Here is a 22579-nt window from a genome sequence, read left to right on the forward strand (position 1 = left end):
CCCTGACCACTGCCTGGAGTGATGCCCACCGTCACGCTGCCGTCCCCTGTCGTCGATGCCCGGTCATGCGACGCGCATGATGATAGGACCCGGGTCCGTCAGGGTAAGCAGCATCGGAACGCACAGGGTGGAGGACTACCCTGCGAGCCGGGCCGCGAATCTCGGTCCGGCACCACGACTCATCTCGGGAGGCGATCTCTGGTGAACGGGACGTCCCGCACCCCGGCTCCGGGCACGGTCACCGCGGTGACGGTGCACGGGCCCCGTGGCGTGCTCGACCTGACGGTGCCGGTCGACGCCACGCTCGAGGACGTGTCGCGGGCCTACTCCGCGGAGGCCGGCCTGCCGGTCGTGCTGCCGCTGGTGACCCGCTCCGGCGTACCCCTGCAGCTGGCCGACGTCGTCGGCGACGTCGGCCTGGTCGCGGGCTCGGTCGTCGTCGCGGTCGACCCGTCGTCCCGCCCGGCCCCACCGCGCAGCCGGTTCCGCTCCGGTGACGCAGGTGATTCCGCGCTCGCCGCGGGCCGGGCCTCGGCCACGTGGTTCGCGCTCGCGGTGGCGTTCGCCGTGCTCGCCGGGTGGTGCGCGGCCCAGCTCCCGTCGGACGAGCGCTGGCCGGTCGTCGCCGTCCTGCTCGTGGCGGCACTGGCCGGCTGCCTGCCGCTCGGCGTGCTGCGGGTCCAGCGGGTGCTCGCTGCCCCTGCCTTCGCCGCCGCCGCGGGCTTCGCGCTGGCCTGGGACCCGGTGCCCGAGCAGCTCCCGACGGTCTGCGGTGTCGCGGCGCTGTGCGCGGCCGTGATGGCCGGTGTCGGCCGGGCCCTCGCCGAGGCCGACAGCCCGGCGGTCGACGGGCTGCGGGTCTGGGTCGCCGTCGGTGCCGGCTGGTTCGTCGTCGCCGGGCTCGGCGCCCTCACCGGCGTCTCGCCGCAGGTCGTGTGGGCCGTCCTCTTCCTCGCCGCCGTGCTCGCCGCCCGGTTCGTGCCCGAGCTGGTGGTCGACGTGCCCGACCAGTACCTGCTCGACCTGGAGCGCCTCGCCGTCACCGCCTGGTCGGCACGCGAACGGCCGACGGGGCGGCGCGGCCGGATCGTCGTACCGGAGCAGGCCGTGCGCGCCGTCGCCGACCGGGGTGCCCGCGCGGTCACCGCCGCCGCCACCGCCGTCCTCGTGGTCGTCGTCGTCACCGCACCCCTCCTCCTCGCCACGGCCGACCTGCCGCTCGACCGCACCGGTGCCCGGTGCCTGGTGGGCTTCGGCGGTGCGGCGCTGCTGTTCGCGGCGCGCAGCTACCGCCACGTCGCCGCCGGCCGGTTGCTGCGGCTGGCCGGTGTCGTGGCCCTGGCCGTGCTCGCCGCCGTCCTCCTCGGGCTCGCGCCCGGTCAGGACCCGGTGGCGGCGCCGTCGGCGGTGGCCGCTGCCGCCGTCGCGATCGCTGCCGCGCTGGTGCTGGCGGCCGTCTTCGTCGGACGTGGCTGGCGCTCGGCGTGGTGGTCGCGCCGGGCCGAGATCGCAGAGGCGATGTGCGGCGCGTTCGCCGTCGGGTCGTTGGTGGTGGCGGTCGGCTTCTTCCGCCACCTGTGGGAAGTCACGGGCTGATGTTTAGCCCCTCGCGGGGCGGGGGTAACCCCTGACCCGTCGGCTCTTTGGCAGTGCTCGGGGAGCCAGATCGATGGAACCGCAATGCAGGGGCGGGTGGATGCCGCCCGCCAACCAGCAACCAAGGAGCAGACATGGCAGGCACTGAGTTCGGTCACGGAGAAGGCGCCCTCAAGAAGGTCGCCGAGCTCGTGGCCCAGACCAAGCAGGACCTCGTGAAGAAGTCGGGCGAGATGGAGTCCGGCCTCGCGAACATGAAGTCCGCGTGGGTCGGCGGCGGTGGTCTGGCGTTCGAGAACGTCAAGAACGCCTGGATCGAGAAGCACAAGGTCGTCACGGCGGCGCTCGACAAGTTCGAGGCGTCCCTCATCGAGACCGAGTCGGACAACATGAACACCGACAGCACGATCAGCGGCGACCTCGGCAGCTTCCTGAGCAAGCTCGACGCCCAGTCCTGACCCACCCACACCAGACTTCGAGGAGATCACGATGACCGGAACCAACTTCGGCGGGCTCGACGGCCTGCGGGTCAAGCACGGCGAGCTCGACGCGGCGGCGCAGCAGATGTACGAGGTCGCCAAGGCGATGAACGCCCGTCTCGACCAGCTCGAGAGCGACGCCTCCCAGTACGTCCAGACCTGGGCGCCCGACAGTGCCCAGCGCCAGAGCTACGACCAGGCCAAGCTGGCCTGGGACTGGGCGATGAAGGAGCTGCTCGACCTGCTCGACGGCGTCTCGAAGACGACGTACCAGTCGAACGCCGATTACATGCAGGCGGACAAGCGTGGAGCGAACCGGTTCTGATCCGGGCGCACGCAGGTACGGAGGGGCCGACCCACGTGGTCGGCCCCTCTGTTGCTGTCTCCGGTAGGGCAGGCTTCTAGGATCGAGCCCCCAGGCTCTCGGGAAGGGTTGAGCAGATGACACAGGCTCCGCGCACGAGCGCAGCCGTCGCGTCCGGTCTGGTCCGGGTGACCGTCACGTCCGGGACGCGCCGGGTCGACCTGGTGCTCCCCGGGGCCATCCCCGTGGCGGAGCTGCTGCCCGAGCTGGCCCGCAGCGTCGGGCTGCTCGACCCCGCCACCGTGCACGGCGGCTACCGGGTCGGCACGTCCGAGGGCCGGCGTCTCGCCCTCGACACCGGCCTGACCCTGCAGGGCATCGAGGACGGCGGCCTGCTCACCGTCACTGCCGGCGTCGACGACCCGGCACCGCGCGTCTACGACGATGTCGTCGAGGCGATGACCGACGTCGTCGAGCACGACCTCGAGCCGTGGCACCCGGCAGCGGGGCGTCGTACGGCGCTCGTCGCGGCGGGCCTCTTCCTCGCGCTCGGTGCCGGCGCACTGCTGGTGCAGCGCGGCTCCGACATCGCCGCCGCCGCGACCGCGCTGGTCGCGGCCGCGCTGTGTGCGGGCGCGATCGTGCTCTCGCGGGCCCAGGGCGAGCACGAGGCCGGGATCGGCGTGGCCTGGCTGGGAGCCGGGTACGCCGCCGTCGCGGGCGTGATGCTCGTGCCCGACAGCGAGTTCTGGTTCGCCGACCCGCTCGCCGCGGCCGGTGCCGGCGCACTGCTGGCCGGCGTCGTGTGCCTGATCGGGCTCGGGCCGGGCCGGACCCTCGCGTTCCCGCCGCTCGTCGTCGGTGCGCTCGCGGTCGGGGTCGGCATCTACGTCCGCTCCTCGCCCGACGGCTTCGCGCCCGCTCCGCTGCTGACCACCGTGCTGGCGTTCGTCGTCCTCGCGGGCAGCGTGTTCCCGTGGCTCGCGCTCGGCGCGACCACGACCCGCGTCGACCAGCTCTACTCGGCGGCCGACATCACCGCCGACCCCGACGACATCGAGCGCGACCGGGTCGCCGCCGACGCCCGGGTCGCCCACGAGATCCTGCTCGCGATCAGCGGCACCGTCGGACTGCTCCTGGTCCTGGTCGCGCCGCTCGCGGTCAGCCTCGGTGTCACCGGCACCCTGCTCGCGGTCGACGCGTGCCTGATCGTGGTGCTCCGCACCCGCCAGTACCGCACCGGCAGCGAGGTCCTGCTCGGCCTCGGCTCCGGTGTCGCCGGCATCGCCGCGACCGCGATCGCCGTGCTGGCCATCCACGCCGACTGGCGCCCGACCCTGGCCGTCGTCCTGGCCGTCGTCGGGGCCGTGCTCCTCGTCGCGACGCTCAGCCCTGCCGCTCCGTCCGTACGACGCGGCCGGCTCGGCGACGTGCTCGAGTCCGTCGCCCTGCTCGCCCTGCTCCCGCTGCTCGTCGTCGCGACCGGTCTGTTCGACCAGGTCCGTGACTGGATCGGCTGATCTCAGTGGCCACCAAGAAGGACCTCGTCGAGGCCTACTCGTTCAGCCGTCGCCGGTTGGTGACGGCGTTCGTGTCCGGTGCGCCGGGCGGCCGCGAGGTCGAGCCTGCTCGCCCCGGCCGGATGATCGTCGGTGGCGTCGCGCTCGCCGTCCTCCTCGTCGCGGGGGCCGCGATCGCAGGGGCGCTGTCCGACCGGGCCGAGGTCGACTGGAAGAAGTCCGGCCTGGTCGCCGACGACCGCGGCGCCCTCTACGTCATCCTCGACGAGGACTCCGTGCCCGGGCAGCCGCGGGTGCGCCCGGTCATCAACGTCACCTCGGCCCAGCTGATCCTCGGTGCCACGGTCGAGGCCCGCAAGGTGCCCGACGACGAGCTCGCCGGGGTGCGCAAGGGGCCGACGATCGGCATCCTCGACGCCCCCGCCACGGTTCCGGCCGTGAAGAACCTCGACCAGTCGGGTTGGACGTCGTGCACCGGTGCGGGCCTCGGCATGCAGACCTCGGTCGCCGCGCGTCCCCAGGTGACGTCGGTGCCGACCGAGGGCTTCGTGGTGAAGTCCGACAAGGACGGCAAGGTCTTCCTCGTCGCTGAGGCCGATGCCCCGGACCTGCCGCGTCGTGCCTACCGCTACGAGCTGCCGACCGACAACGACCACCTCTACACCGACCTCGGCATCTCCCCGACCGACCAGATCACCGTCCCGGAGGCCTGGCTCGGGCTGTTCCCGCCGGGCGACCCGCTGAACGCCGAGGGCCTCGGCGTCAATGACTGGGGCAAGCCCGCCGACCTGCAGGGGTACGGCGACGCGCTGGTCGGTGACTGGGTCGAGAGCGGCAGGAAGACCTTCGCCATCACCAAGGCCGGCCTGGTCGAGCTGTCGCCGTTCGAGAAGGCGGTGCTCCGCAACACCACGCTCGGCAAGCGGCTGCCCACCCTCGTGACGCCGAGCGAGGGCGCGGCCTTCACCATCGTGCCGTCGGACCCGAGCGCTCGGGCGTCCTGGCCGCACGACGTCCTCAGTCGCTCACTGCCCGCCACCGAGCAGGCCTGCGCCCAGCTCGTGACCGCCACGGGTGAGCCCGCCGCGGCGCGACTCGTGACCGCACCGCAGGGCGATGCCAGTGCCGACGAGGTGTCGAGCGGCGACCGCGAGGTCACGGTCGCGTCCGGGCAGGGTGCCGTGATCCGCTCGGCCGACTGGATCACCAGCGACGACGGCACCATCCACCTCATCGACGACCGCGGCTACAGCTACCCGGTCGCGAGCACGTACGACCTCGACCAGCTGGGCTACGCCAAGGTGCCGGTCGTCGTGGTGCCCGACGTGTGGAACAAGCTGTTCGAGGACGGCCCCGAGCTCTCCCAGGACGCGGCGCTGTGCCCGCCGTCCAAGGACCAGTCGTGCGGCTAGTGCACGGCGCAGCGGTCGCCGTCGCCGGCACGCTCGTCGGGCTGGGGGTGCCGGCAGTCGCCAGCGGATCGGTCGGATCGGTCGGATCGGCGACGGTTCCGACAGGTGGGCAGTGCCTGCAGGTCGACGCCACGACGACCGACCAGCTCAAGGTCAAGGGAGACAACACCGCCAACCTCGCCCTCCACGTCGCCCAGGCGCAGGCCCTGGCCACGAAGGCCGGCAGGCAGCCGGGGCAGGGCGTCACGGTCGTCGTCGTCGACACCCCCCTGGGCGCCGACTACCCGGCACCGGCACAGCTCCCGAGCGGACACGGTTACGCCGTCGCGGGCATCGTCAAGGGCCCCGACCAGGAGGACCCGCCGGTCTCCGTCGGCATCGCGCCCGGGGCGAACCTGCGCACGGCCGACTTCTACGACGTCACGGAGAAGACCCAGGACGGCCAGCGGATCCCGATGGCGGGCGGCCTCGCCACCGCGCTGTCCGGGCTGGCCGACCAGCGGGCCGGCCTCGGCAGCCGGGTGGTGGTCGTCGTACCTGCGCAGGTCCCGTACTCCGCCGAGCTCGAGGCGGCCGTCGGCCGGCTCGTCGACTCCGGCGTCCTGCTGGTCGCCGCCTCGGGTGACCGCCCCGCGGACGAGGGGGGCTTCCCCGACGGCTACGAGGACGACCCGAAGAAGGGCGAGGACGTCGCCGACCTGGTCTGGCCCGCCGCACACCCGGGCGTCGTCGCGGTCGGGGTCTCGACGCCCGGCAGCGCCGGCACCGTGCTCCGCAGCTCCGCGATCGACCTCTCCGCGCCCGGCGTCGACGCCGTCTCGCGCGCCCGCAACGGCGGCTGGTGCGTCGTCGGTCCGCCGTCGACCGCGTGGGCCGCCGCCGAGGTCGCCGGCGTGGCCGCCCTGGTGTGGTCGATGCACCCCGACGAGGACGCCACCCAGCTGCGGACCCGCCTCGAGCAGACCGCCAGCGGCAACGGCGGCCCGTCCAGCCCGATCACCGGGTACGGCGTGGTCCAGCCGGTCGAGGCGATCCAGCGTGACGTCGCCGCGATGGGCGCCGAGAAGCAGGACCAGGTCGAGCCGGCGCGGCCGCCGCGCGCCCAGGCCGACGTGCTGGCGGGTGCGCGCCACGACGCGGTCTGGTGGGGGCTCGGCGGGGGCGCCGCGCTCGTCGTCCTCCTCATCCTGCGCCCACTCCTGTCCCGGCGGCGCTGATGCTGCGGGTCGTCGCGCTCGTCGCCCTGCTCGTGGGCTGCTGGGCGTGACGCTGTCCGGTGGTGCTGGCGGAGCTGGGGGATTCGAACCCCTCCCGAGGTGACGGAGTGCTGTTGACCCAACCCGCAAAACGTCGGACGGCGCCGACTTGCGTCGACGCCGTCCGGTGGTGCTGGCGGAGCTGGGGGGATTCGAACCCCCGAGGGCTGTTAACCCAACCCGCTTTCCAAGCGAGCGCCATAGGCCACTAGGCGACAGCTCCGTGGGAGAGATTACCGGCAGATGGACGGCGAGGTGGAATCGGGACTCCACCCCGGGCCGCGCGGGCGACGTACGATCGGTGCATGACCGCGCGGGGTGACGACCCGGAGCCCTGGGCTCCCGCCGACCACCTGCCCACCGACGCCCAGCGGATGGGCCTGAACCGGCTGGTGCCCGACGGTGCGCTGCTCGAGCTCGCGGGTTCGCTCGACAGCTCGAAGCGCTCGCACCGGGTGGTCGCCTGGGTGCTGCTGGTCGTGATGGTCGCGCCGGTCCTGCTGACCGTGGTCAACATCCTGCGCTGAGCGGGCCTGTGCCCCGGCGATGTGAACCCCGTCCGGCGCATCCTCTAAAGTGTTCCGCAACCCCCCACGTGGCGGTATCTCACCCAACTCCCCCAGGGCCGGAAGGCAGCAAGGGTAAGTGAGCTCTATCGGGTACGTGGGGGGCCTCTGCTTTTCCGCCTACGGTCGGCGGGCGACGTAGAAGTAGTTGAACGGGTCGGTCCGGACCTCGCGCACGTCGACGTCGACCAGGCCGGCCTCCTCGAGCATGCGGACGGCGGTCTGCCGGCCCCACACGGTGCCGAGCCCGGCGCCGCCGTGGGCCAGGGACACGGTCATGCAGTGCATCAGGCTCAGCGTGTAGAGGTAGGTCAGCCACGGCAGGCCGAGGTTGTTCTCCACCCCCGACTGGGCCTTGATGTCGACCATCAGGAACGTCCCGCCGGGCCGCAGCGCGGCGGCGATGCCGGCGAGCACCCGGTCGGGGAAGGCCTGGTCGTGGATCGCGTCGAAGGCGGTCACGACGTCGTACGCCGCCTCCTCGCCGAGCGCCGCGACGTCGCGGACCTCGAAGGTCGCGTTGGTCAGGCCCCACGCGGAGGCCTCGGCGCGGGCAGCCCCGATCGCCTCCTCCCCGAGGTCGTAGCCGACGAACGTGCTCGCCGGGTAGGCGCGGGCGAGCAGGTTGACCGCGTGCCCGGAGCCGCAGCCGATGTCGGCCAGCGCGGCACCGGCGCTCAGCTGGTCGTGGAGCCCCGGAACGGTCGGGACGACGACGTCGAGCAGGCCGGCGTCGTGGACGGCCGCGGCGTCGGCGGCCATCAGCTCGTGGAACCGGGGGAACCGGTCGTAGCCCAGCCCACCGCCGTCGCGGAACCTCTCCCGCAGCTCGGGCTCGACCCCGGCGAGCATGGTCAGCATCTTCAGGCTGCGCGCGAGGTTGACCGGGCCGTCGGCCGGGGTGAGGCAGGCGGCGCGCTCGCGGGGGAGCGAGTAGTGGCCGGTGGCGGCGTCGTACGTCGCCACGTCGCCGGCGACGACGCCGTCCAGCCACTCGCGAAGGTAGCGCTCGTCGACGCCCGCTGCGGCGGCGAGGGTAGCGGGATCGGCGGGGCCGGTCCGGGCCAGCACGTCGAGCAGGCCGAGCTCGTCGCCGATGCCGAGGAGCAGGCCCAGGGCGGCGTCCTCGCGCACCCGGACCATCCGCTTCTGGAAGGCTCTCGCCTCGTCCCGGTCGATCGTCGTCATGGCTGCTCGTCCTCTCCCTCGGGGGCGCCCGGAGGTGTCGGGGCCAGCGACTAGGGTGGCACCCGTGGACTCCCCGCTCGCGCTCTACCGCCGCTACCGGCCCGAGACCTTCGCGGAGGTCATCGGGCAGGAGCACGTCACCGAGCCGCTGCGGGCTGCGCTGGCCGCCAACCGGGTCAACCACGCCTATCTCTTCTCCGGCCCCCGCGGCTGCGGCAAGACGACGAGCGCGCGGATCCTGGCCCGGGCGCTCAACTGCGAGAAGGCGCCGATCTCCGACCCGTGCGGCGAGTGCGAGAGCTGCCGCGACCTGGCCCGCAACGGCCCGGGGTCGATCGACGTGATTGAGATCGACGCGGCCTCCCACGGTGGTGTGGACGACGCGCGCGACCTGCGCGAGAAGGCGTTCTTCGCGCCGGTGAAGAGCCGCTACAAGGTCTACATCATCGACGAGGCCCACATGGTCACCACGCAGGGCTTCAACGCCCTGCTCAAGCTGGTCGAGGAGCCGCCGCCGCACCTGCGGTTCATCTTCGCCACGACCGAGCCCGAGAAGGTCATCCCGACCATCCGCTCGCGCACCCACCACTACCCGTTCCGGCTGATCCCGCCGCGCCTGCTGACGTCGTACCTCACCGAGCTGTGCGACCGCGAGGGCGTCTCCATCGAGCCGGCCGCGCTGCCGCTCGTGGTCCGCGCGGGCGCGGGCTCCGCGCGCGACACCCTCTCCGTGCTCGACCAGCTGCTCGGTGGCGCAGGGCCACAGGGCGTGACCTACGACCTGGCCAGCGGGCTGCTCGGCTACACCCCCGACACCCTGCTCGACGACGTCGTGTCCGCGTTCGCGGCCGGCGACGGCTCGGCCGTCTTCGGCGTGGTCGACAAGGTGATCGAGACCGGGCAGGACCCGCGCCGGTTCACCGAGGACCTGCTGCGCCGGCTGCGCGACCTCGTCATCATCTCCGCGGTCCCCGACGCCGCCGCGTCCGGACTGCTCGACCTCTCCGGCGACCAGGCCGACCGGCTCGTCGCGCAGGCGGCCGCCTTCGGCCGGGCCGAGCTGACCCGCGCCGCCGACCTCGTCGCCGCCGGCCTCACCGACATGCGTGGCGCCACCGCGCCCCGCCTGCTGCTCGAGCTGATCTGCGCCCGGATCCTGCTGCCGGCCGCCGACCACACCACCGAGGGGGTGCTCGCCCGCCTCGACCGGCTCGAGCGCCGCGCCTCGATCAGCGGTACGACGTCCGCCGAGTCCGCTCCGGCCCCGGCCCCCGCCGCGGTGCCCGCCCAGGACCGGCCGGCGCCCTCCCGCCACGAGCGGGCCGCGCCCGAGCGGGTCGAGGCGCCGGCTGCCGCGGCTCCCGCGCCGATCGCTCCCGCGCCCGTCGCTGCGCCCACCCCCGAGCCTGCTCCTGAGCCGGTCCGCACGCCCGAGCCGGTGCCGGTCGCGGCTGCCCCGGAGCCGCCCGCTCCTGCTCCCGTTCCCGCCGCACCTGCTGCCGTGGCGCCCGCTCCCGTGGCTGCCGCTCCGGCGGAGCCTGCCGGAGGCGGCAGCGGTCTCACCCTGGTCGACGTCCGCCGGCTGTGGCCCTCGGTCATCGACCGCGTCAAGAGCGTCAAGCGGGTCACCTGGATCCACCTCACCCAGAACTCCCAGGTCGTCGGCTTCAACGGCAAGGTGCTCAGCCTGGGCTTCCAGTCCGACGGCCCACGCCGTTCGTTCGAGTCCGGCGGCCACGCCGAGATCGTCCAGCAGGCGGTCATCGACGAGATCGGTGCCGACGTCCGGATCGAGGCGATCGTCGACCCGGCCGCCGACCCCAATGCCCGCGTCCCCGAGCCGGCCGCTCCGCCAGCCCCCGCAGCGCCCGCTGCCCCGGCGGCCGACGCCGGCGGCTGGCCCGAGGTCACCGCGCCGCCGGGGGCCTCGGCCGCTCCCTCTGCGCCGGCGCCCGCGTCGGTCCAGGACGCCGCCCCGGCGCCGCCCGCGCAGCTCGCGCCGCAGGACGACCCGCCGCCGTGGGCCACCGAGCCGCCGCCGACGGACGGGCCGCCCGAGCCGGAGCCCGAGTACGAACCGGGCGCGCGCCGGCAGATGATCGCCGACATCCAGGCCCGGGCCGATGCCGCCGCGGACGCGCCGCCGGAGGACCCCGACGCCGCCGTCGACTTCAACGACCAGGAGGTCGACGCCGAGTCCAGCGCGGAGCTCCTGGCCCGCGAGCTGGGCGCCCAGCTGATCGAGGAGATGCCGCGCGGCGACTGATCCGCCCGGCCCTCGACGTACCCCACCACCTTCCGCACAGACACAGAGAAGAGTCCCCATGAGCCAGAACCCCTTCGACGCGCTCGCCGGTGGCGGCGGCCTCGGCGGCCTCGACCTGGGCGCGCTGCTCCAGCAGGCCCAGCAGATGCAGGACCAGCTCCAGGACGCCCAGCAGCGCCTGGCCGAGACCACCGTCGACGGCACCGTCGCCGGCGGTGCGGTGACCGTGACGCTCACCGGTTCCGGCGAGCTGACCGCCGTGCAGATCAAGCCCGAGGCACTCGACGGCACCGACGCCGAGGCGCTGGCCGACCTCGGCGACCTGGTCGTCGCGGCCTTCCGGGACGCCCGCACCAAGATCGACGAGCTCGCCGAGCAGACCCTCGGCCCGCTGGCCGGCGGGATGCAGGACCTGGGCGGCGGCCTGCCGTCGCCCGGCCAGCTCGGCTTCTAGTACGGCGACCAGCCATGTACGAAGGCGTCGTCCAGGACCTCATCGACGAGCTCGGGCGGTTGCCCGGGGTCGGGCCGAAGAGCGCCCAGCGGATCGCGTTCCACCTGCTGCAGGCCGACCCGGCCGACGTACGCCGCCTCGCCGAGGTCCTGATCGAGGTCAAGGACAAGGTGAAGTTCTGCTCGGTCTGCTTCAACGTGGCCGAGGACGACCAGTGCCGGATCTGCCGCGACCCGCGCCGGGACCCGACGGTGCTGTGCGTGGTCGAGGAGTACAAGGACGTCGTCGCGATCGAGAGGACCCGTGAGTTCCGCGGCCGCTACCACGTCCTGGGCGGCGCGATCTCGCCCATCGACGGCATCGGGCCCGAGCAGCTCCACATCCGCGAGCTGCTCACCCGGCTCGGCGACGGCACCGTCGTCGAGGTGATCCTCGCCACCGATCCGAACCTCGAGGGCGAGGCCACGGCGACGTACCTCACGCGCATGCTCGGCCCCCTGGGGTTGCGCGTGACGCGTTTGGCCAGTGGACTTCCGGTGGGAGGAGACCTCGAGTACGCCGACGAGGTCACCCTCGGTCGGGCATTCGTGGGAAGGCAGGCAGCGACATGAACGGGAACATGAGCGACAACAGCACCACCACCGAGCAGCTTCCGGGCCTCGCCGCGCTGGAGGCGCTGATCGCGGTCGAGACCGAGACCGTGCGCTTCGCCGACGACATCGCGGCGTCCGTGCGCTCCTTCCTCGACGGGGTCAGGGTCGTCGCCGCGCAGGCGAGCGGCGGGCAGGCCGTGTCCCTGCTGCTGCTCCAGATCAGCCAGATCGCCCTCACCGGTGCCCGGCTGGGCGTGCACCGCGACTTCGCGCCGCGCGACGAGTACCAGCCCGACGACGGCCCGGACCCCGACGACATCGACGAGCTGCGACTCCAGCTGGCCGCGCTGCTCGGCGAGCTCGACACCTACAGCTACGTCTTCGACCCGTACGCACCCGAGGTGGTCGAGGGCCTGCTCTCCGACGACCTCACCAGCATCGCGGCCGACCTCGCCGTCGGCGTACGCCACTACGACGCGGGTGACGTCGAGGAGGCGCTGTGGTGGTGGCAGTTCTCCTACGTCTCCTCGTGGGGGACCCTGGCCGGCTCGTCGATGAAGGCGCTGCTCTCGGTGGTCGCCCACGACCGCCTCGACGTCGATCTCGACACCACGCAGGAGCTCGCGCTGGTCGAGGTGGCGTCCGCCGTGCTGGACAGCGCGGAAAACGGCTAGCCCGCTCTCGTAGAATCGGGGGTGGCCCCGTCGTCGTGGCCTTGCCCTAGAAGTAGCACCTTCCCCCGAGACCACCGCCAGGAGTGAGCCCCCGTGGGCATTGTCGTGCAGAAGTACGGCGGCTCGTCGGTCGCCGATGCCGCCGGGATCAAGCGCGTCGCGCAGCGCATCGTCAACACGAAGAAGGCCGGCCACCAGGTCGTCGTCGTCGTGTCCGCGATGGGGGACACGACGGACGACCTGATCGACCTCGCCAACGAGGTCTCCCCGCTGCCCCCCGCGCGCGAGCTGGACATGCTGCTCACCGCCGGTGAGCGGATCTCGATGGCCGTGCTGGCCATGGCGATCCACGACCTCGGCCACGAGGCGCGCTCGTTCACCGGCTCCCAGGCCGGCGTGATCACCGACGCCGAGCACGGCCGGGCGAAGATCATCGACGTCACGCCGGGCCGGATCGAGGCCGCCATCGGCGAGGGCGCGATCGCCATCGTCGCCGGCTTCCAGGGCGTCTCGCAGACGACCAAGGACATCACCACGCTCGGCCGCGGCGGCTCCGACACGACCGCGGTGGCGCTCGCCGTCGCGCTCAAGGCCGACGTGTGCGAGATCTACTCCGACGTCGACGGCATCTTCACCGCCGACCCGCGCATCGAGCCGCGCGCCCGCAAGGTCCCGCGGATCTCCTACGAGGAGACCCTCGAGATGGCCGCGCAGGGCGCCAAGATCCTGCACCTGCGGTGCGTCGAGTACGCCCGCCGCTACGACATGCCCATTCACGTCCGCTCCTCCTTCTCCGACAAGGAGGGCACCTGGGTCGTCAAGGCCGAGGATGTAGTCCAGGAGGGTTCCATGGAAGCCGCGATCATCACCGGCGTCGCCCACGACCGCAGCCAGGCCAAGATCACCGTGGTCGGCGTACCGGACAAGCCGGGCGAGGCGGCCGCGATCTTCCGCGCCGTCGCCGAGGCGCAGATCAACATCGACATGATCGTGCAGAACGTGTCGGCCGCGGCGACCAGCCTGACGGACATCTCCTTCACGCTGCCCGCCGGCGAGGGCCAGACCGCCATGACGGCGCTGTCGCGCCTGCAGGACTCGGTCGGCTTCGAGTCGCTGCTGTACGACGACAGCGTCGGCAAGGTGTCCATCGTGGGCGCCGGCATGAGCTCGTCGCCCGGTATCTCCGCGCGCTTCTTCGAGGCGCTCTCGGAGGCCGGCGTCAACATCGAGATGATCTCCACCTCGGAGATCCGCGTCTCGGTCGTCGTGGCCGAGACCCAGGTCGAGGCGGCCGTCAACGCCGCCCACGCTGCGTTCGACCTCGGGTCGGACGAGATCGAGGCCGTCGTGTACGGCGGAACGGGGCGCTGAGCCATGGGCATCAACATCGGAGTCGTCGGCGCGACCGGCCAGGTCGGCGTCGCCATGCGCCAGATCCTGCTCGAGCGGAACTTCCCGGTCGACCAGATCCGCTTCTTCTCCTCGGCCCGCTCGGCCGGCAAGGTGCTCCAGTTCGGTGACCGCGAGGTCGTCGTCGAGGACGCCGAGACCGCCGACCCGACCGGGCTCGACGTCGCGCTGTTCTCCGCCGGCGCCACCGCGTCGCGCGCGCTGGTGCCCCGGTTCGTCGACGCCGGCGTGATCGTCGTCGACAACTCCTCGGCCTTCCGCAAGGACCCGGCGATCCCGCTGGTCGTCTCCGAGGTCAACCCGGAGGCCGCGGCAGCGGTCATCGAGGCCGGACGCGGGATCATCGCGAACCCCAACTGCACCACCATGGCCGCGATGCCGATCCTCAAGCCGCTGCACGAGGAGGCCGGCCTGGTCCGGCTGATCGCGTCGACGTACCAGGCCGTCTCCGGCTCCGGCATCGCCGGCGTCGAGGAGCTCGCCACCGGCGTGACCGCGGCCGGCGACAAGGCCCGGGAGCTGGCGTACGACGGCGAGGCCGTCGCGTTCCCCGAGCCGGGCGTCTACAAGAAGACGATCGCCTACAACGTGCTGCCGTTCGCGGGCAACCTCGTCGACGACGGCCTGAACGAGACCGACGAGGAGCAGAAGCTCCGCAACGAGTCCCGCAAGATCCTCGGCATCCCCGACCTGCGGGTCTCCGGCCTGTGCGTCCGGGTCCCGGTCTTCACCGGCCACTCGCTGGCGATCAACGCCGAGTTCGAGCGCGCGCTGACCCCCGAGCGGGCCCGCGAGCTGCTCGCCTCGGCTCCGGGCGTGGAGTTCGCCGACATCCCCAACCCGCTCGCCGCAGCCGGCAAGGACCCGTCGTACGTCGGCCGGATCCGCCAGGACCCGGGCGTCGACGGGGACCGCGGCCTCGCGCTGTTCGTCTCCAACGACAACCTGCGCAAGGGCGCCGCGCTCAACACGGTCCAGATCGCGGAGCTGATCGCCGCCTCGCGCTGACTGCGTCGGATTCACCACGGGATGTAGGTGAACTCGCGCTTCTGTAGTGGAGTTCCGCTACAGAAGCGGGGATTCGGCTACATCCCGTGATGAACAGGCGAAGCTCGCGTCGACTACTCGTTGGCCGGGTCCACGAAGGTCTTCGTGACCCAGACCGAGGCGAGGTACGCGCCGATGCTGAGGATCGGCACGATGATCAGCGTCGACCAGTGGTCGAGCAGGTCGATGAGGAACAGCAGCGCCACCACGGCGACCAGGCCGACTGCCAGGAAGCTGCTGCTGCCCGGGTCGGGGATCGCGAACGCCTTGAGCAGCTGGGCGCCCAGCACGACGCACAGGGCGAACGTGGCGACCAGCAGCAGGAAGCCGGGGCCGCCACCGCACGAGGACGTCCCGCGGACGGCCTCGCAGCCGCGCAGGGACAGCCAGGTCAGCACGACCATCGCCGCGCCCACCACGAGCCCGGTGAGCGCTGCGGCGCGGTAGACCGTCAGCAGCGTGCCGCCGTCGCCCAGGGCGGCGATCTCGGCGTCCTCCAAGGCCGCGGAGCTCACCGGCTCGGGCTCGACGTCCACGACGACGGGCTCGGGCTGGGGGACGGGCTTCGGGGCCGGCTTGGGCGCGGGCTTCGGCGCGGGCTTGGGTGCGGGCGTGGGTGCCACGACGACCGGCTCGGGCTCGGGCTCGGGCTCGGGCACCAGCTCCGGCTCGGGCTCCGCGATGACGACGGGCTCCGGCTCGGGCTCGGGCTCCGGCTCCGGCTCCGCGATGACGACAGGCTCGGGCTCGGGCTCCGGCTCGACGACCTCGGGCAGGACCGCGGTCGGCTCGGACTCCGGCTCGGGCTCCGGCTCGGGCGTGACGACAGGACGAGCAGCGCGCTCCTCGGCGACCCGGGCGGGCGCCGGGGCGGGCTCGGCGGGCTTCTTCTTCCGCCCGAACAGCTTGGGCGGCTCCAAGCTGAGCTTCAGCTTGTCCTGCTCGTCTGACATGGCATGCAGTGTGTCACGAACGCGCAGGTGAGCGACGCGTGGCCGCAGGGCGACACGGCGACGGGCGCTGGGTAAAGAATCGCAGCAAAACGTCGAAGGGCGGACCCGGTCTCACCGGATCCGCCCCTCGCGCTGTCGGGCTGACAGGATTTGAACCTGCGGCCTCCTCGTCCCGAACGAGGCGCGCTACCAAACTGCGCCACAGCCCGCCGATCATGAGCTCCGAAGAAGCCCACTCACAAGCACGGGAGCATAGCGGAGCGAGGGCCCGGACCCGCAATCGGGATACCCCTCCCGACCGATCCGCCGGGCAATCACCGCGGCTGGAGAGTGAGCAGCGTGGCCTCGGGGCGGCAAGCGATCCGGACCCGGGTGTAGGGGTTGGTGCCGAGGCCGGCCGACACGTGCAGCCACGCCGAGCCGGGCTCGCCGGGGCGCGAGTCGGCGGGGTGGCGGTGCAGGCCGCGGGCGCGGGCCGGCTCGAGGTCGCAGTTGGTGGCGTAGGCGCGCGAGCCGCCCGGCCACGGCAGCCGGACCTGGCCGCCGTGGGTGTGGCCGGCGACGATGGCGTCGTACCCGTCGGCGGCGAACTGGTCCAGCACCCGCAGGTACGGCGCGTGCGCGACCGCGAGCCGCAGGTCGGCCGTGGTGTCGGCGGGGCCGGCGACCGCGGCGAGGTCGTCGTACTCGAGGTGCGGGTCGTCGACCCCGGCGAAGGCCAGCACCGCTTCGCCGACCTTGACCTGCTCACGGCGGTTGGTGAGGTCGACCCAGCCGGCGCCGGTGAGGCCGGCGCTGAGGTCGCGCCACGGCAGCTGGGGGACGTGGGTGTGGCGGGTGCCGTCGTCCGGGAGGAGGTAGCCGATCGGGTTGCGGAAGCCGGGCTCGAAGTAGTCGTTGGAGCCGTGCACGAAGACGCCCGGGCGGTCGAGCAGCTCGCCGAGGCTGTCGAGCACGGCGGGCACGGAGTCGCGGTGGGCGAGGTTGTCGCCGGTGTCGATGACCAGGTCCGGCTCCAGCCGGGCGAGCCCGCGCACCCACTCCTGCTTGCGGGTCTGGCCGGGGGTCATGTGGAGGTCGCTGAGGTGCAGCACCCGCAGCGGCCGCATCCCGGCCGGCAGCACCCGCAGGTCGAGCCGGCGCAGCGTGTACTGACGCGCCTCCCAGAGCGCGTACGACGTCACCGCCGCCCCGAGGGTCCCCCCGGCGCCGGCCGTCCGCAGCAGCGTCGTCCCGAATCCCATTCGTCCAGTCTCGCCCACGGCGGGCAGAATCAAGGCATGAGCACCCTCAAGGACCAGCTGCGCACCGACCTCACGACCGCCATGAAGGCCCGCGACGAGGTCCGGTCGTCGACGCTGCGGATGATCCTGACCGCCGTCACGAACGCGGAGGTCGCCGGCAAGGTCGCCAAGGAGCTCACCGACGACGAGGTCCTCACCGTGCTCTCCGCCGAGGCCAAGAAGCGCCGCGAGGCCGCGGTCGCGTTCGAGGAGGGTGACCGGCCCGAGAGCGCCGCCAAGGAGCGCGCCGAGGCCGCGGTCATCCAGGACTACCTGCCCGAGCAGCTCGGTCCCGACGAGATCGCCGCGATCGTCACGGCCGCCGTCGAGCAGGCCGGTGCCGCGGGCGCCGGGCCCAAGGCGATGGGCCAGGTGATGGGCATCGTGCAGCCGCAGGTCAGGGGTCGCGCCGACGGCGCCGCCGTGGCCGCGGAGGTACGCCGCCAGCTCGGCTGACGGCGTACAAACGGCGACGGTCGGGGTCAGCCCCGGCCGTTCCCGCGGCCCTTGTTCTTCTTCCCCTTGCCCTTCTTCTGCTTGGGCGTGCCGTCGGAGACGTAGAGCGTCACCGTGTCGCCCGAGGCGAGCCGGGCGCCGGTGCCGGGGGCGGAGTAGGCGACCAGGCCCTGGCCGACGGCGGAGTCGACGATGCCGCCGTTGACGACGGTGAAGCCGAGGCCCTCCAGGGTCGCCTTCGCGTCGTCGTACGACTTGCCGGACACGGCCGGGACCGTGATCAGCAGGCCGCGGACGTCGGACGAGGACGGGCGGGTGAAGTCGACGTCGTCGAGGAACGGGGCCACGGCCTTGAACGCGTCGCCCCAGATCGGGCCGGCGGTCGTGGAGCCGGACGACGAGTAGAGGGTCCGGCCGCCCACGGCCTTGCCGTCGAGCGACTCGGGGTGACCCTGCGGGTTCACGCCGGCGACCATCGCCGCACCGGCGAGGTTGGGGGTGTAGCCGACGAACCACACGGCCTTGTTGTCGCTGGTCGTACCGGTCTTGCCGGCCGCCGGCTGGCCCGGGTACTGCGCGGCGGCGAAGCCACCCGAGGACACCACGCCGCGCAGGACGTCGTTGACCGCGTTGGCGACGGGACTGGCGAGCACCTGGGTGCACTGCTTCTCGTACTTCTTGAGCACGTTGCCCTGGGCGTCGGCGATCTCGGTGACGGGCCGGGCGTCGCAGTGCAGGCCCTGGGCGGCGAAGGTGGCGTAGGCCTCGGCCATCTCCAGCGGGCTCACGTCGGCGATGCCGAGGGTGAACGACGGGACCTGCGCGGCCTTGGTGAGCTCGGTGATGCCCATCTCGCGGGCCAGCTTCCACGGCTCGCAGATGCCGGTCGCCTTCTCGAGGTTGACGAAGAAGGTGTTGACCGACTTCTGGGTGCCCTCGTAGAGGTTGGGGGAGGCCGAGGCGCTGGTCGAGTTCTTCGGGCTCCACGTCTCACTGCTCTGGTAGGGCCCGTCGCAGGTCGTGAAGTCGCGGAGGTTGACGGTCAGGGTCGGCGGCGCGGGGAAGCGCTGGGTCAGCGGGATGTCCTGGTTGATCGCCGCTGCGAGCACGAACGCCTTGAACGTCGAGCCGGGCTGGAAGCCGGCCGCGTCGCCGTACTGGGTCGGCACGGCGTAGTTGAGGAAGGTCTCGCCCTTCTTCTTGCCCATCGGCCGCGACTGGGCCAGGCCCTTCACGTCGCCGGTCCCGGGCTCGATCAGCGCGAGACCGCCGATGGCCTGGTCGTCCTTGTAGACGTGGGAGGCGACGGCCGCGTTGGCGGCCTTCTGGTAGCGCAGGTCGACCGTCGTCTTGATGGTGAGGCCGCCGTTGAAGATCAGCCGCTTGCGCTCCTGCTCGGTGGCGCCGAGGGCGGGGTCGGCCATCAGCCAGCGAACGACGTAGTCGCAGAAGAACTGGGCCTCGGAGTTCACGCAGCCGTTGGGCTGCTCCTGCACGTGCAGGCCGAGCTTGCGGTCCCTGGCCTTGTCGGCGTCGGCCTGCGAGATCACGCTCAGCTGGGCCATCCGCTCGAGCACGATGTCGCGACGGACCTTGGCCTGGGCGGCGTTCCGGGTCGGGTTGTAGGCCTCGGGGCTCTGCACGAGACCGGCCAGCAGCGCGGCCTGGCGCAGCTTGAGGTCCTTGGCGTTGACGCCGAAGAAGTGCTGGGCGGCCGCCTGGATGCCGTACGCGCCGTCGCCGAAGTACGCCGTGTTGAGGTACCGCTCGAGGATCCAGTCCTTGCTGTGCCGCTTCTCGAGGGCGATCGCGTAGCGCAGCTCGCGCAGCTTGCGGCCGTAGCTGTCCTCCTTGGCGGCCCGGATCGCCTCCTTGTCGCCCTCGGCCTGGGTGATCAGGGTCAGCTTCACGAGCTGCTGGGTGATCGAGGACCCACCCTGGGCGACGCCACCGGCTGCCTGGTTGGTGAGCAGGGCGCGCAGCGTGCCCTTCAGGTCGAGCGCGCCGTGCTGGTAGAAGCGGAAGTCCTCGATCGCGACGATCGCCTCGACCATGGTGCGCGAGATCTGGCGCAGCGGGACGTTGACCCGGTTCTGGTCGTAGAGCGTCGCGATCGTCTTGCCCTCGGCGTCCTGCACCTCGGTGCGCTGCGGCAGCTGCTCGGTCTCCAGCTCCTGCGGCAGGTCGTCGACCGACTCGGACACGTTGCGCGCGGAGAAGCCGAGCACGCCGGCGAACGGGATCGCCAGGCCGGAGACGACGACGCCGAGCACGACAGCGACGAGCAGCATCACGCCGAGGTGGGATGCGACCTTCCCTGGGGGCAGGCCGTCGAACCGGGTGCGAGACATGCGGTCAGGGTACGGGACCCTGCCCCACGTCCCCGACTCGTCGGGGGTCAGGCACTCGTCCCCTGTCTAGTCCGATGTGACTAGACAGGTTGGGCCCAATGAGCGATATCAGTATTGGCGATCCTCCTTTACTTTGGTCCAGTCGAGGAGACCGAGCGCTGTGGGGGCGACGGCTCTTCGGATGTGGGAAGTACAGGGGACACACATGTGGGTTGAGGATTGGGCGCCGCGCGCCGCCTGCCGGGACCAGCAGCCGGACCAGCTGTTCGTCCGTGGCGCTGAGCAGAACAAGGCGAAGCAGGTCTGCACCAGCTGCGCCGTACGCACCGAGTGCCTCGCCGAGGCACTCGACAACCAGATCGAGTGGGGTGTCTGGGGCGGTATGACCGAGCGGGAGCGTCGTGCTCTCCTCCGGCGTCGTCCCGCTGCCTCGTGGCGCAAGGTCCTCGAGGACGCGCGCGACGAGCAGATCATCCCCGTCGTCTGACGGAGACAACTGACGGAGACAACCGCCTTCTCCGGCGTTGCTGACCTCGGTCAGTGGCGCCGGGCGAGGAGGTTGCCGACCCGGCGCAGGCCGTCGAGGTCGTGCACGTCACCGGCGAGCGCCGGTACGACGGCCGTCGCCACCTGGGGGTGCGCGGTCGCGAACCGGTCGCGCAGCGTGCGCTCGCGCTCGACCATGCGCACCCGGTCGGCGTGCAGCCGGAGCAGCCCGGCGGTCAGCGAGCCGTCGTCGGTACGACGCAGCCGCTCGGCCGCGGTCATCGCCTCGTCGGCCGACAGCGCGTCGCCCGGGTCCGGGCTGGCGCGGTTGACGACCAGGCCGGCCAGCGGCATGTCGTCCTCGCTGAGCCGCTCGACGAAGTACTCCGCCTCGCGCAGCGCGTCCGCCTCGGGCGCGGCGACCACGAGGAACGCCGTACCGTCGGCCTTGAGCAGCGAGTAGGTCTGCTGCGCCCGCTGCCGGAAACCGCCGAAGACGGTGTCGAGCGCGGTCACGAAGGTCTGGAGGTCCTTGAGGAACTGAGCGCCCAGGATCTTGGTCAGCGCGTTGGTGATCAGGCCGATCCCAGCCGTCATCAGCTTGGCCGGACCCTTCGCGGGCATCAGCAGCAGCCGCACGAACCGGCCGTCGAGGAAGCTGGAGAGCCGCTCGGGGGCGTCGAGGAAGTCGAGCGCCGAGCGCGACGGCGGGGTGTCGACCACGATCAGGTCGTAGGTCCCGGCGTCCTGGCCCCCCGCAACAGCCGTTTGCGGAGAAACGTTTTCACGGTACAGCTGGCCGAGCTTCTCCATCGCCATGTACTCCTGCGTGCCCGCGAACGAGCTCGACAGCGCGATGTAGAAGGGGTTGGCCAAGATCTGCCTGGCCTTCTCCGGGCTGGCCTGGGAGAGCACCACCTCGTCGAAGGTGCGCTTCATGTCGAGCATCATCGCGTCGAGGTGGCCGCTGCCCTCCACGCCGGTGACCGGCCGCGGGGTGTTGTCGAGCTCCTCGATGCCCATCGACTGCGCGAGCCGGCGGGCCGGGTCGATGGTGAGCACGACGACCTTGCGGCCCCGCTCGGCCGCACGCAGCGCGAGCGCGGCGCTGGTCGTGGTCTTCCCGACGCCGCCGGAGCCGCAGCACACGATGATCCCGGTGCCGGGGTCGTCGAGCAGGGCGTCGATGTCGAGGGGGTCGGCGTGGTGGCCGGGGCCGGTGGCCGGGCCGACGCGGGAGGGACGGTGGGCGCTGCTGCGGGCCATTACGCCATTCCCTGCTCTCGGAGGAGGCCGGCGAGCTCGTAGAGCCCGCCGAGGTCGATGCCGCCGGCCATCCGCGGCAGCTCGTACGACGGCACGTCGAGCCCGGCGACCAGCTCACGTTGCGAGTCCTCGAGCGCCCGGCGCTCGGCGTGGTCGGCGGCCTCGGCGAGCAGGCCGTCGACGAGGGTCGGGCTGACGGTGATGCCGCCCGCGGTGAGGTCGGCCTCGATCCGGCCGCGGTCGAGGGTGCCGGCGCGGGCGGCGGCGAGGTCGTCTGCGTCGAGGTCGCGCGGCCGGACCTGGTTGACGATCACGCCGCCCACGGGCAGCTTCGCCGCCCGCAGCTCGGCGATGCCGTCGGCGGTCTCCTGCACCGGCATCTCCTCGAGCACGGTGACCAGGTGCACCGCCGTGCGCGGCGAGCGGAACAGGGTCATCATCGTGTCGGACTGGGCCTTGATCGGCCCGACCTTCGCCAGCCCGGCGAGCTCGTTGCTGACGTTGAGGAACTGGGTGATCCGGCCGGTCGGCGGCGCGTCGAGCACGACGGCGTCGTACTCGATGGCGTTCTTGTTGCGGCTGTTGCGCTGCACGGCCTCGTAGACCTTGCCGGTCAGCAGCACGTCACGGACGCCGGGCGCGATGGTGGTGGCGAACTCGATGACGCCGAACCGGTCGAGGGCCTTGCCGGCGCGGCCGAGCCGGTAGTACATCGAGAGGTACTCCAGCAGCGCGGACTCGGCCTCGATGTGCAGCGCGTGGACGACGCCGCGGCCGCCGTCGTCGTCCGGGAGGCCCGTCGTGAGGCGGCGCTCCTGGTAGGGCAGCGGGTCGACGTCGAACATCCGGGCGATGCCCTGGCGGCCCTCGACCTCGCACAGCAGCACGTTCTTGCCGCGGGTCGCGAGGGCGAGCGCGAGGGCCGACGCGACCGTCGACTTCCCGGTGCCGCCCTTGCCGGTGACGACGTGGAGACGCACCTTCGGCCAATCGCTCACCCGACGGAGCCTAGCGAGGCT

21 protein-coding genes, 2 tRNA genes and 1 other RNA gene are annotated in these 22579 nt (G+C 72.3%); 16 read left to right on the top strand and 8 right to left on the bottom strand.

Going from position 1 to position 22579, the window contains the following annotated elements; all coding sequences use genetic code 11:
• Window positions 1-201 precede the first annotated feature (201 nt).
• The 6 genes from ACZYRU_RS19785 (at window position 202) to ACZYRU_RS19810 (ending at window position 6528) form a co-directional block, all read left to right on the top strand.
• Complete coding sequence (locus ACZYRU_RS19785) at window positions 202-1596, top strand: hypothetical protein (RefSeq protein WP_488958813.1); 1395 nt, start codon at window positions 202-204, stop codon at window positions 1594-1596.
• Window positions 1597-1730: 134 nt separating this feature from the next.
• Window positions 1731-2054, top strand: coding sequence for a WXG100 family type VII secretion target (locus tag ACZYRU_RS19790; protein ID WP_179729013.1), 324 nt, complete (start codon window positions 1731-1733; stop codon window positions 2052-2054).
• A gap of 31 nt (window positions 2055-2085) precedes the next feature.
• Window positions 2086-2400: a WXG100 family type VII secretion target gene (locus ACZYRU_RS19795; protein ID WP_488958814.1), complete on the top strand. Its 315-nt coding sequence runs from the start codon at window positions 2086-2088 to the stop codon at window positions 2398-2400.
• 116 nt (window positions 2401-2516) lie between these two features.
• Window positions 2517-3899 carry a type VII secretion integral membrane protein EccD gene (eccD, locus tag ACZYRU_RS19800; protein WP_488958815.1) on the top strand — a complete coding sequence of 461 codons (1383 nt, stop codon included), beginning with the start codon at window positions 2517-2519 and terminating at the stop codon, window positions 3897-3899.
• A gap of 5 nt (window positions 3900-3904) precedes the next feature.
• A complete protein-coding gene (gene eccB / locus ACZYRU_RS19805) occupies window positions 3905-5311 on the top strand; it encodes a type VII secretion protein EccB (protein ID WP_488958816.1) in 1407 nt (468 codons plus the stop codon).
• Window positions 5302-6528 (top strand): S8 family serine peptidase, encoded by a 1227-nt coding sequence (locus ACZYRU_RS19810; RefSeq protein WP_488958817.1) that lies wholly within the window; start codon window positions 5302-5304, stop codon window positions 6526-6528. Before eccB ends, ACZYRU_RS19810 begins: the two co-directional genes overlap by 10 nt.
• A gap of 173 nt (window positions 6529-6701) precedes the next feature.
• On the opposite strand, the gene ACZYRU_RS19815 is transcribed toward ACZYRU_RS19810, so the two are convergent.
• Window positions 6702-6790 (bottom strand) — tRNA-Ser (locus ACZYRU_RS19815).
• An 82-nt stretch (window positions 6791-6872) separates the two neighbouring features.
• On the opposite strand from ACZYRU_RS19815, the gene ACZYRU_RS19820 reads away from it, so the two are divergent.
• Both ACZYRU_RS19820 and ffs read left to right on the top strand, forming a co-directional pair.
• Complete coding sequence (locus ACZYRU_RS19820; RefSeq protein WP_488958818.1) at window positions 6873-7094, top strand: hypothetical protein; 222 nt, start codon at window positions 6873-6875, stop codon at window positions 7092-7094.
• A 58-nt stretch (window positions 7095-7152) separates the two neighbouring features.
• An RNA gene (ffs, locus tag ACZYRU_RS19825) (signal recognition particle sRNA small type) lies at window positions 7153-7243 on the top strand.
• A 10-nt stretch (window positions 7244-7253) separates the two neighbouring features.
• Here ffs and ACZYRU_RS19830 read toward each other — a convergent pair.
• The gene (locus ACZYRU_RS19830) at window positions 7254-8321 is read right to left on the bottom strand and encodes a class I SAM-dependent methyltransferase (RefSeq protein ID WP_488958819.1); all 1068 of its coding nucleotides are present in this window, start codon (window positions 8319-8321) and stop codon (window positions 7254-7256) included.
• A 64-nt stretch (window positions 8322-8385) separates the two neighbouring features.
• Between ACZYRU_RS19830 and ACZYRU_RS19835 the strand changes: the two genes are divergently transcribed.
• The 6 genes from ACZYRU_RS19835 (at window position 8386) to ACZYRU_RS19860 (ending at window position 14726) form a co-directional block, all read left to right on the top strand.
• Window positions 8386-10587 carry a DNA polymerase III subunit gamma and tau gene (locus ACZYRU_RS19835; RefSeq protein WP_488958820.1) on the top strand — a complete coding sequence of 734 codons (2202 nt, stop codon included), beginning with the start codon at window positions 8386-8388 and terminating at the stop codon, window positions 10585-10587.
• 58 nt (window positions 10588-10645) lie between these two features.
• On the top strand, window positions 10646-11041 hold the full coding sequence (locus ACZYRU_RS19840) for a YbaB/EbfC family nucleoid-associated protein (protein ID WP_488958821.1): 396 nt from the start codon (window positions 10646-10648) through the stop codon (window positions 11039-11041).
• Window positions 11042-11055: 14 nt separating this feature from the next.
• Window positions 11056-11652, top strand: a complete 597-nt coding sequence (gene recR, locus ACZYRU_RS19845) for a recombination mediator RecR (protein ID WP_488958822.1) — start codon at window positions 11056-11058, stop codon at window positions 11650-11652.
• 8 nt (window positions 11653-11660) lie between these two features.
• Window positions 11661-12308 (top strand): DUF5063 domain-containing protein, encoded by a 648-nt coding sequence (locus tag ACZYRU_RS19850; protein WP_488958823.1) that lies wholly within the window; start codon window positions 11661-11663, stop codon window positions 12306-12308.
• Window positions 12309-12401: 93 nt separating this feature from the next.
• Complete coding sequence (locus tag ACZYRU_RS19855) at window positions 12402-13679, top strand: aspartate kinase (protein WP_488958824.1); 1278 nt, start codon at window positions 12402-12404, stop codon at window positions 13677-13679.
• A 3-nt stretch (window positions 13680-13682) separates the two neighbouring features.
• Window positions 13683-14726 (top strand): aspartate-semialdehyde dehydrogenase, encoded by a 1044-nt coding sequence (locus tag ACZYRU_RS19860; protein WP_488958825.1) that lies wholly within the window; start codon window positions 13683-13685, stop codon window positions 14724-14726.
• 113 nt (window positions 14727-14839) lie between these two features.
• Here ACZYRU_RS19860 and ACZYRU_RS19865 read toward each other — a convergent pair whose 3' ends face one another.
• The 3 genes from ACZYRU_RS19865 to ACZYRU_RS19875 form a co-directional block, all read right to left on the bottom strand.
• The gene (locus ACZYRU_RS19865) at window positions 14840-15718 is read right to left on the bottom strand and encodes a hypothetical protein (protein ID WP_488958826.1); all 879 of its coding nucleotides are present in this window, start codon (window positions 15716-15718) and stop codon (window positions 14840-14842) included.
• Between the two features lie 135 nt (window positions 15719-15853).
• Window positions 15854-15927 (bottom strand) — tRNA-Pro (locus ACZYRU_RS19870).
• 105 nt (window positions 15928-16032) lie between these two features.
• Entirely contained in the window at window positions 16033-16962 is a 930-nt protein-coding gene (locus ACZYRU_RS19875) for a metallophosphoesterase (RefSeq protein ID WP_488958827.1), read from the bottom strand.
• 36 nt (window positions 16963-16998) lie between these two features.
• On the opposite strand from ACZYRU_RS19875, the gene ACZYRU_RS19880 reads away from it, so the two are divergent.
• Entirely contained in the window at window positions 16999-17457 is a 459-nt protein-coding gene (locus ACZYRU_RS19880) for a GatB/YqeY domain-containing protein (protein ID WP_488958828.1), read from the top strand.
• A 26-nt stretch (window positions 17458-17483) separates the two neighbouring features.
• Here the strand turns inward: ACZYRU_RS19880 and ACZYRU_RS19885 are convergent, their stop codons facing one another.
• Entirely contained in the window at window positions 17484-19808 is a 2325-nt protein-coding gene (locus ACZYRU_RS19885; protein WP_488958829.1) for a transglycosylase domain-containing protein, read from the bottom strand.
• A 205-nt stretch (window positions 19809-20013) separates the two neighbouring features.
• Between ACZYRU_RS19885 and ACZYRU_RS19890 the strand changes: the two genes are divergently transcribed.
• Window positions 20014-20295, top strand: coding sequence for a WhiB family transcriptional regulator (locus tag ACZYRU_RS19890; protein WP_488958830.1), 282 nt, complete (start codon window positions 20014-20016; stop codon window positions 20293-20295).
• A 50-nt stretch (window positions 20296-20345) separates the two neighbouring features.
• On the opposite strand, the gene bagB is transcribed toward ACZYRU_RS19890, so the two are convergent.
• Window positions 20346-21560 carry an ATPase BagB gene (gene bagB, locus ACZYRU_RS19895; RefSeq protein WP_488958831.1) on the bottom strand — a complete coding sequence of 405 codons (1215 nt, stop codon included), beginning with the start codon at window positions 21558-21560 and terminating at the stop codon, window positions 20346-20348.
• Window positions 21560-22558, bottom strand: coding sequence for an ATPase BagA (bagA, locus tag ACZYRU_RS19900; RefSeq protein ID WP_488958832.1), 999 nt, complete (start codon window positions 22556-22558; stop codon window positions 21560-21562). Before bagA ends, bagB begins: the two co-directional genes overlap by 1 nt.
• Window positions 22559-22579: the final 21 nt, after the last annotated feature.

It is taken from the genome of Nocardioides sp. F233, assembly GCF_057813895.1.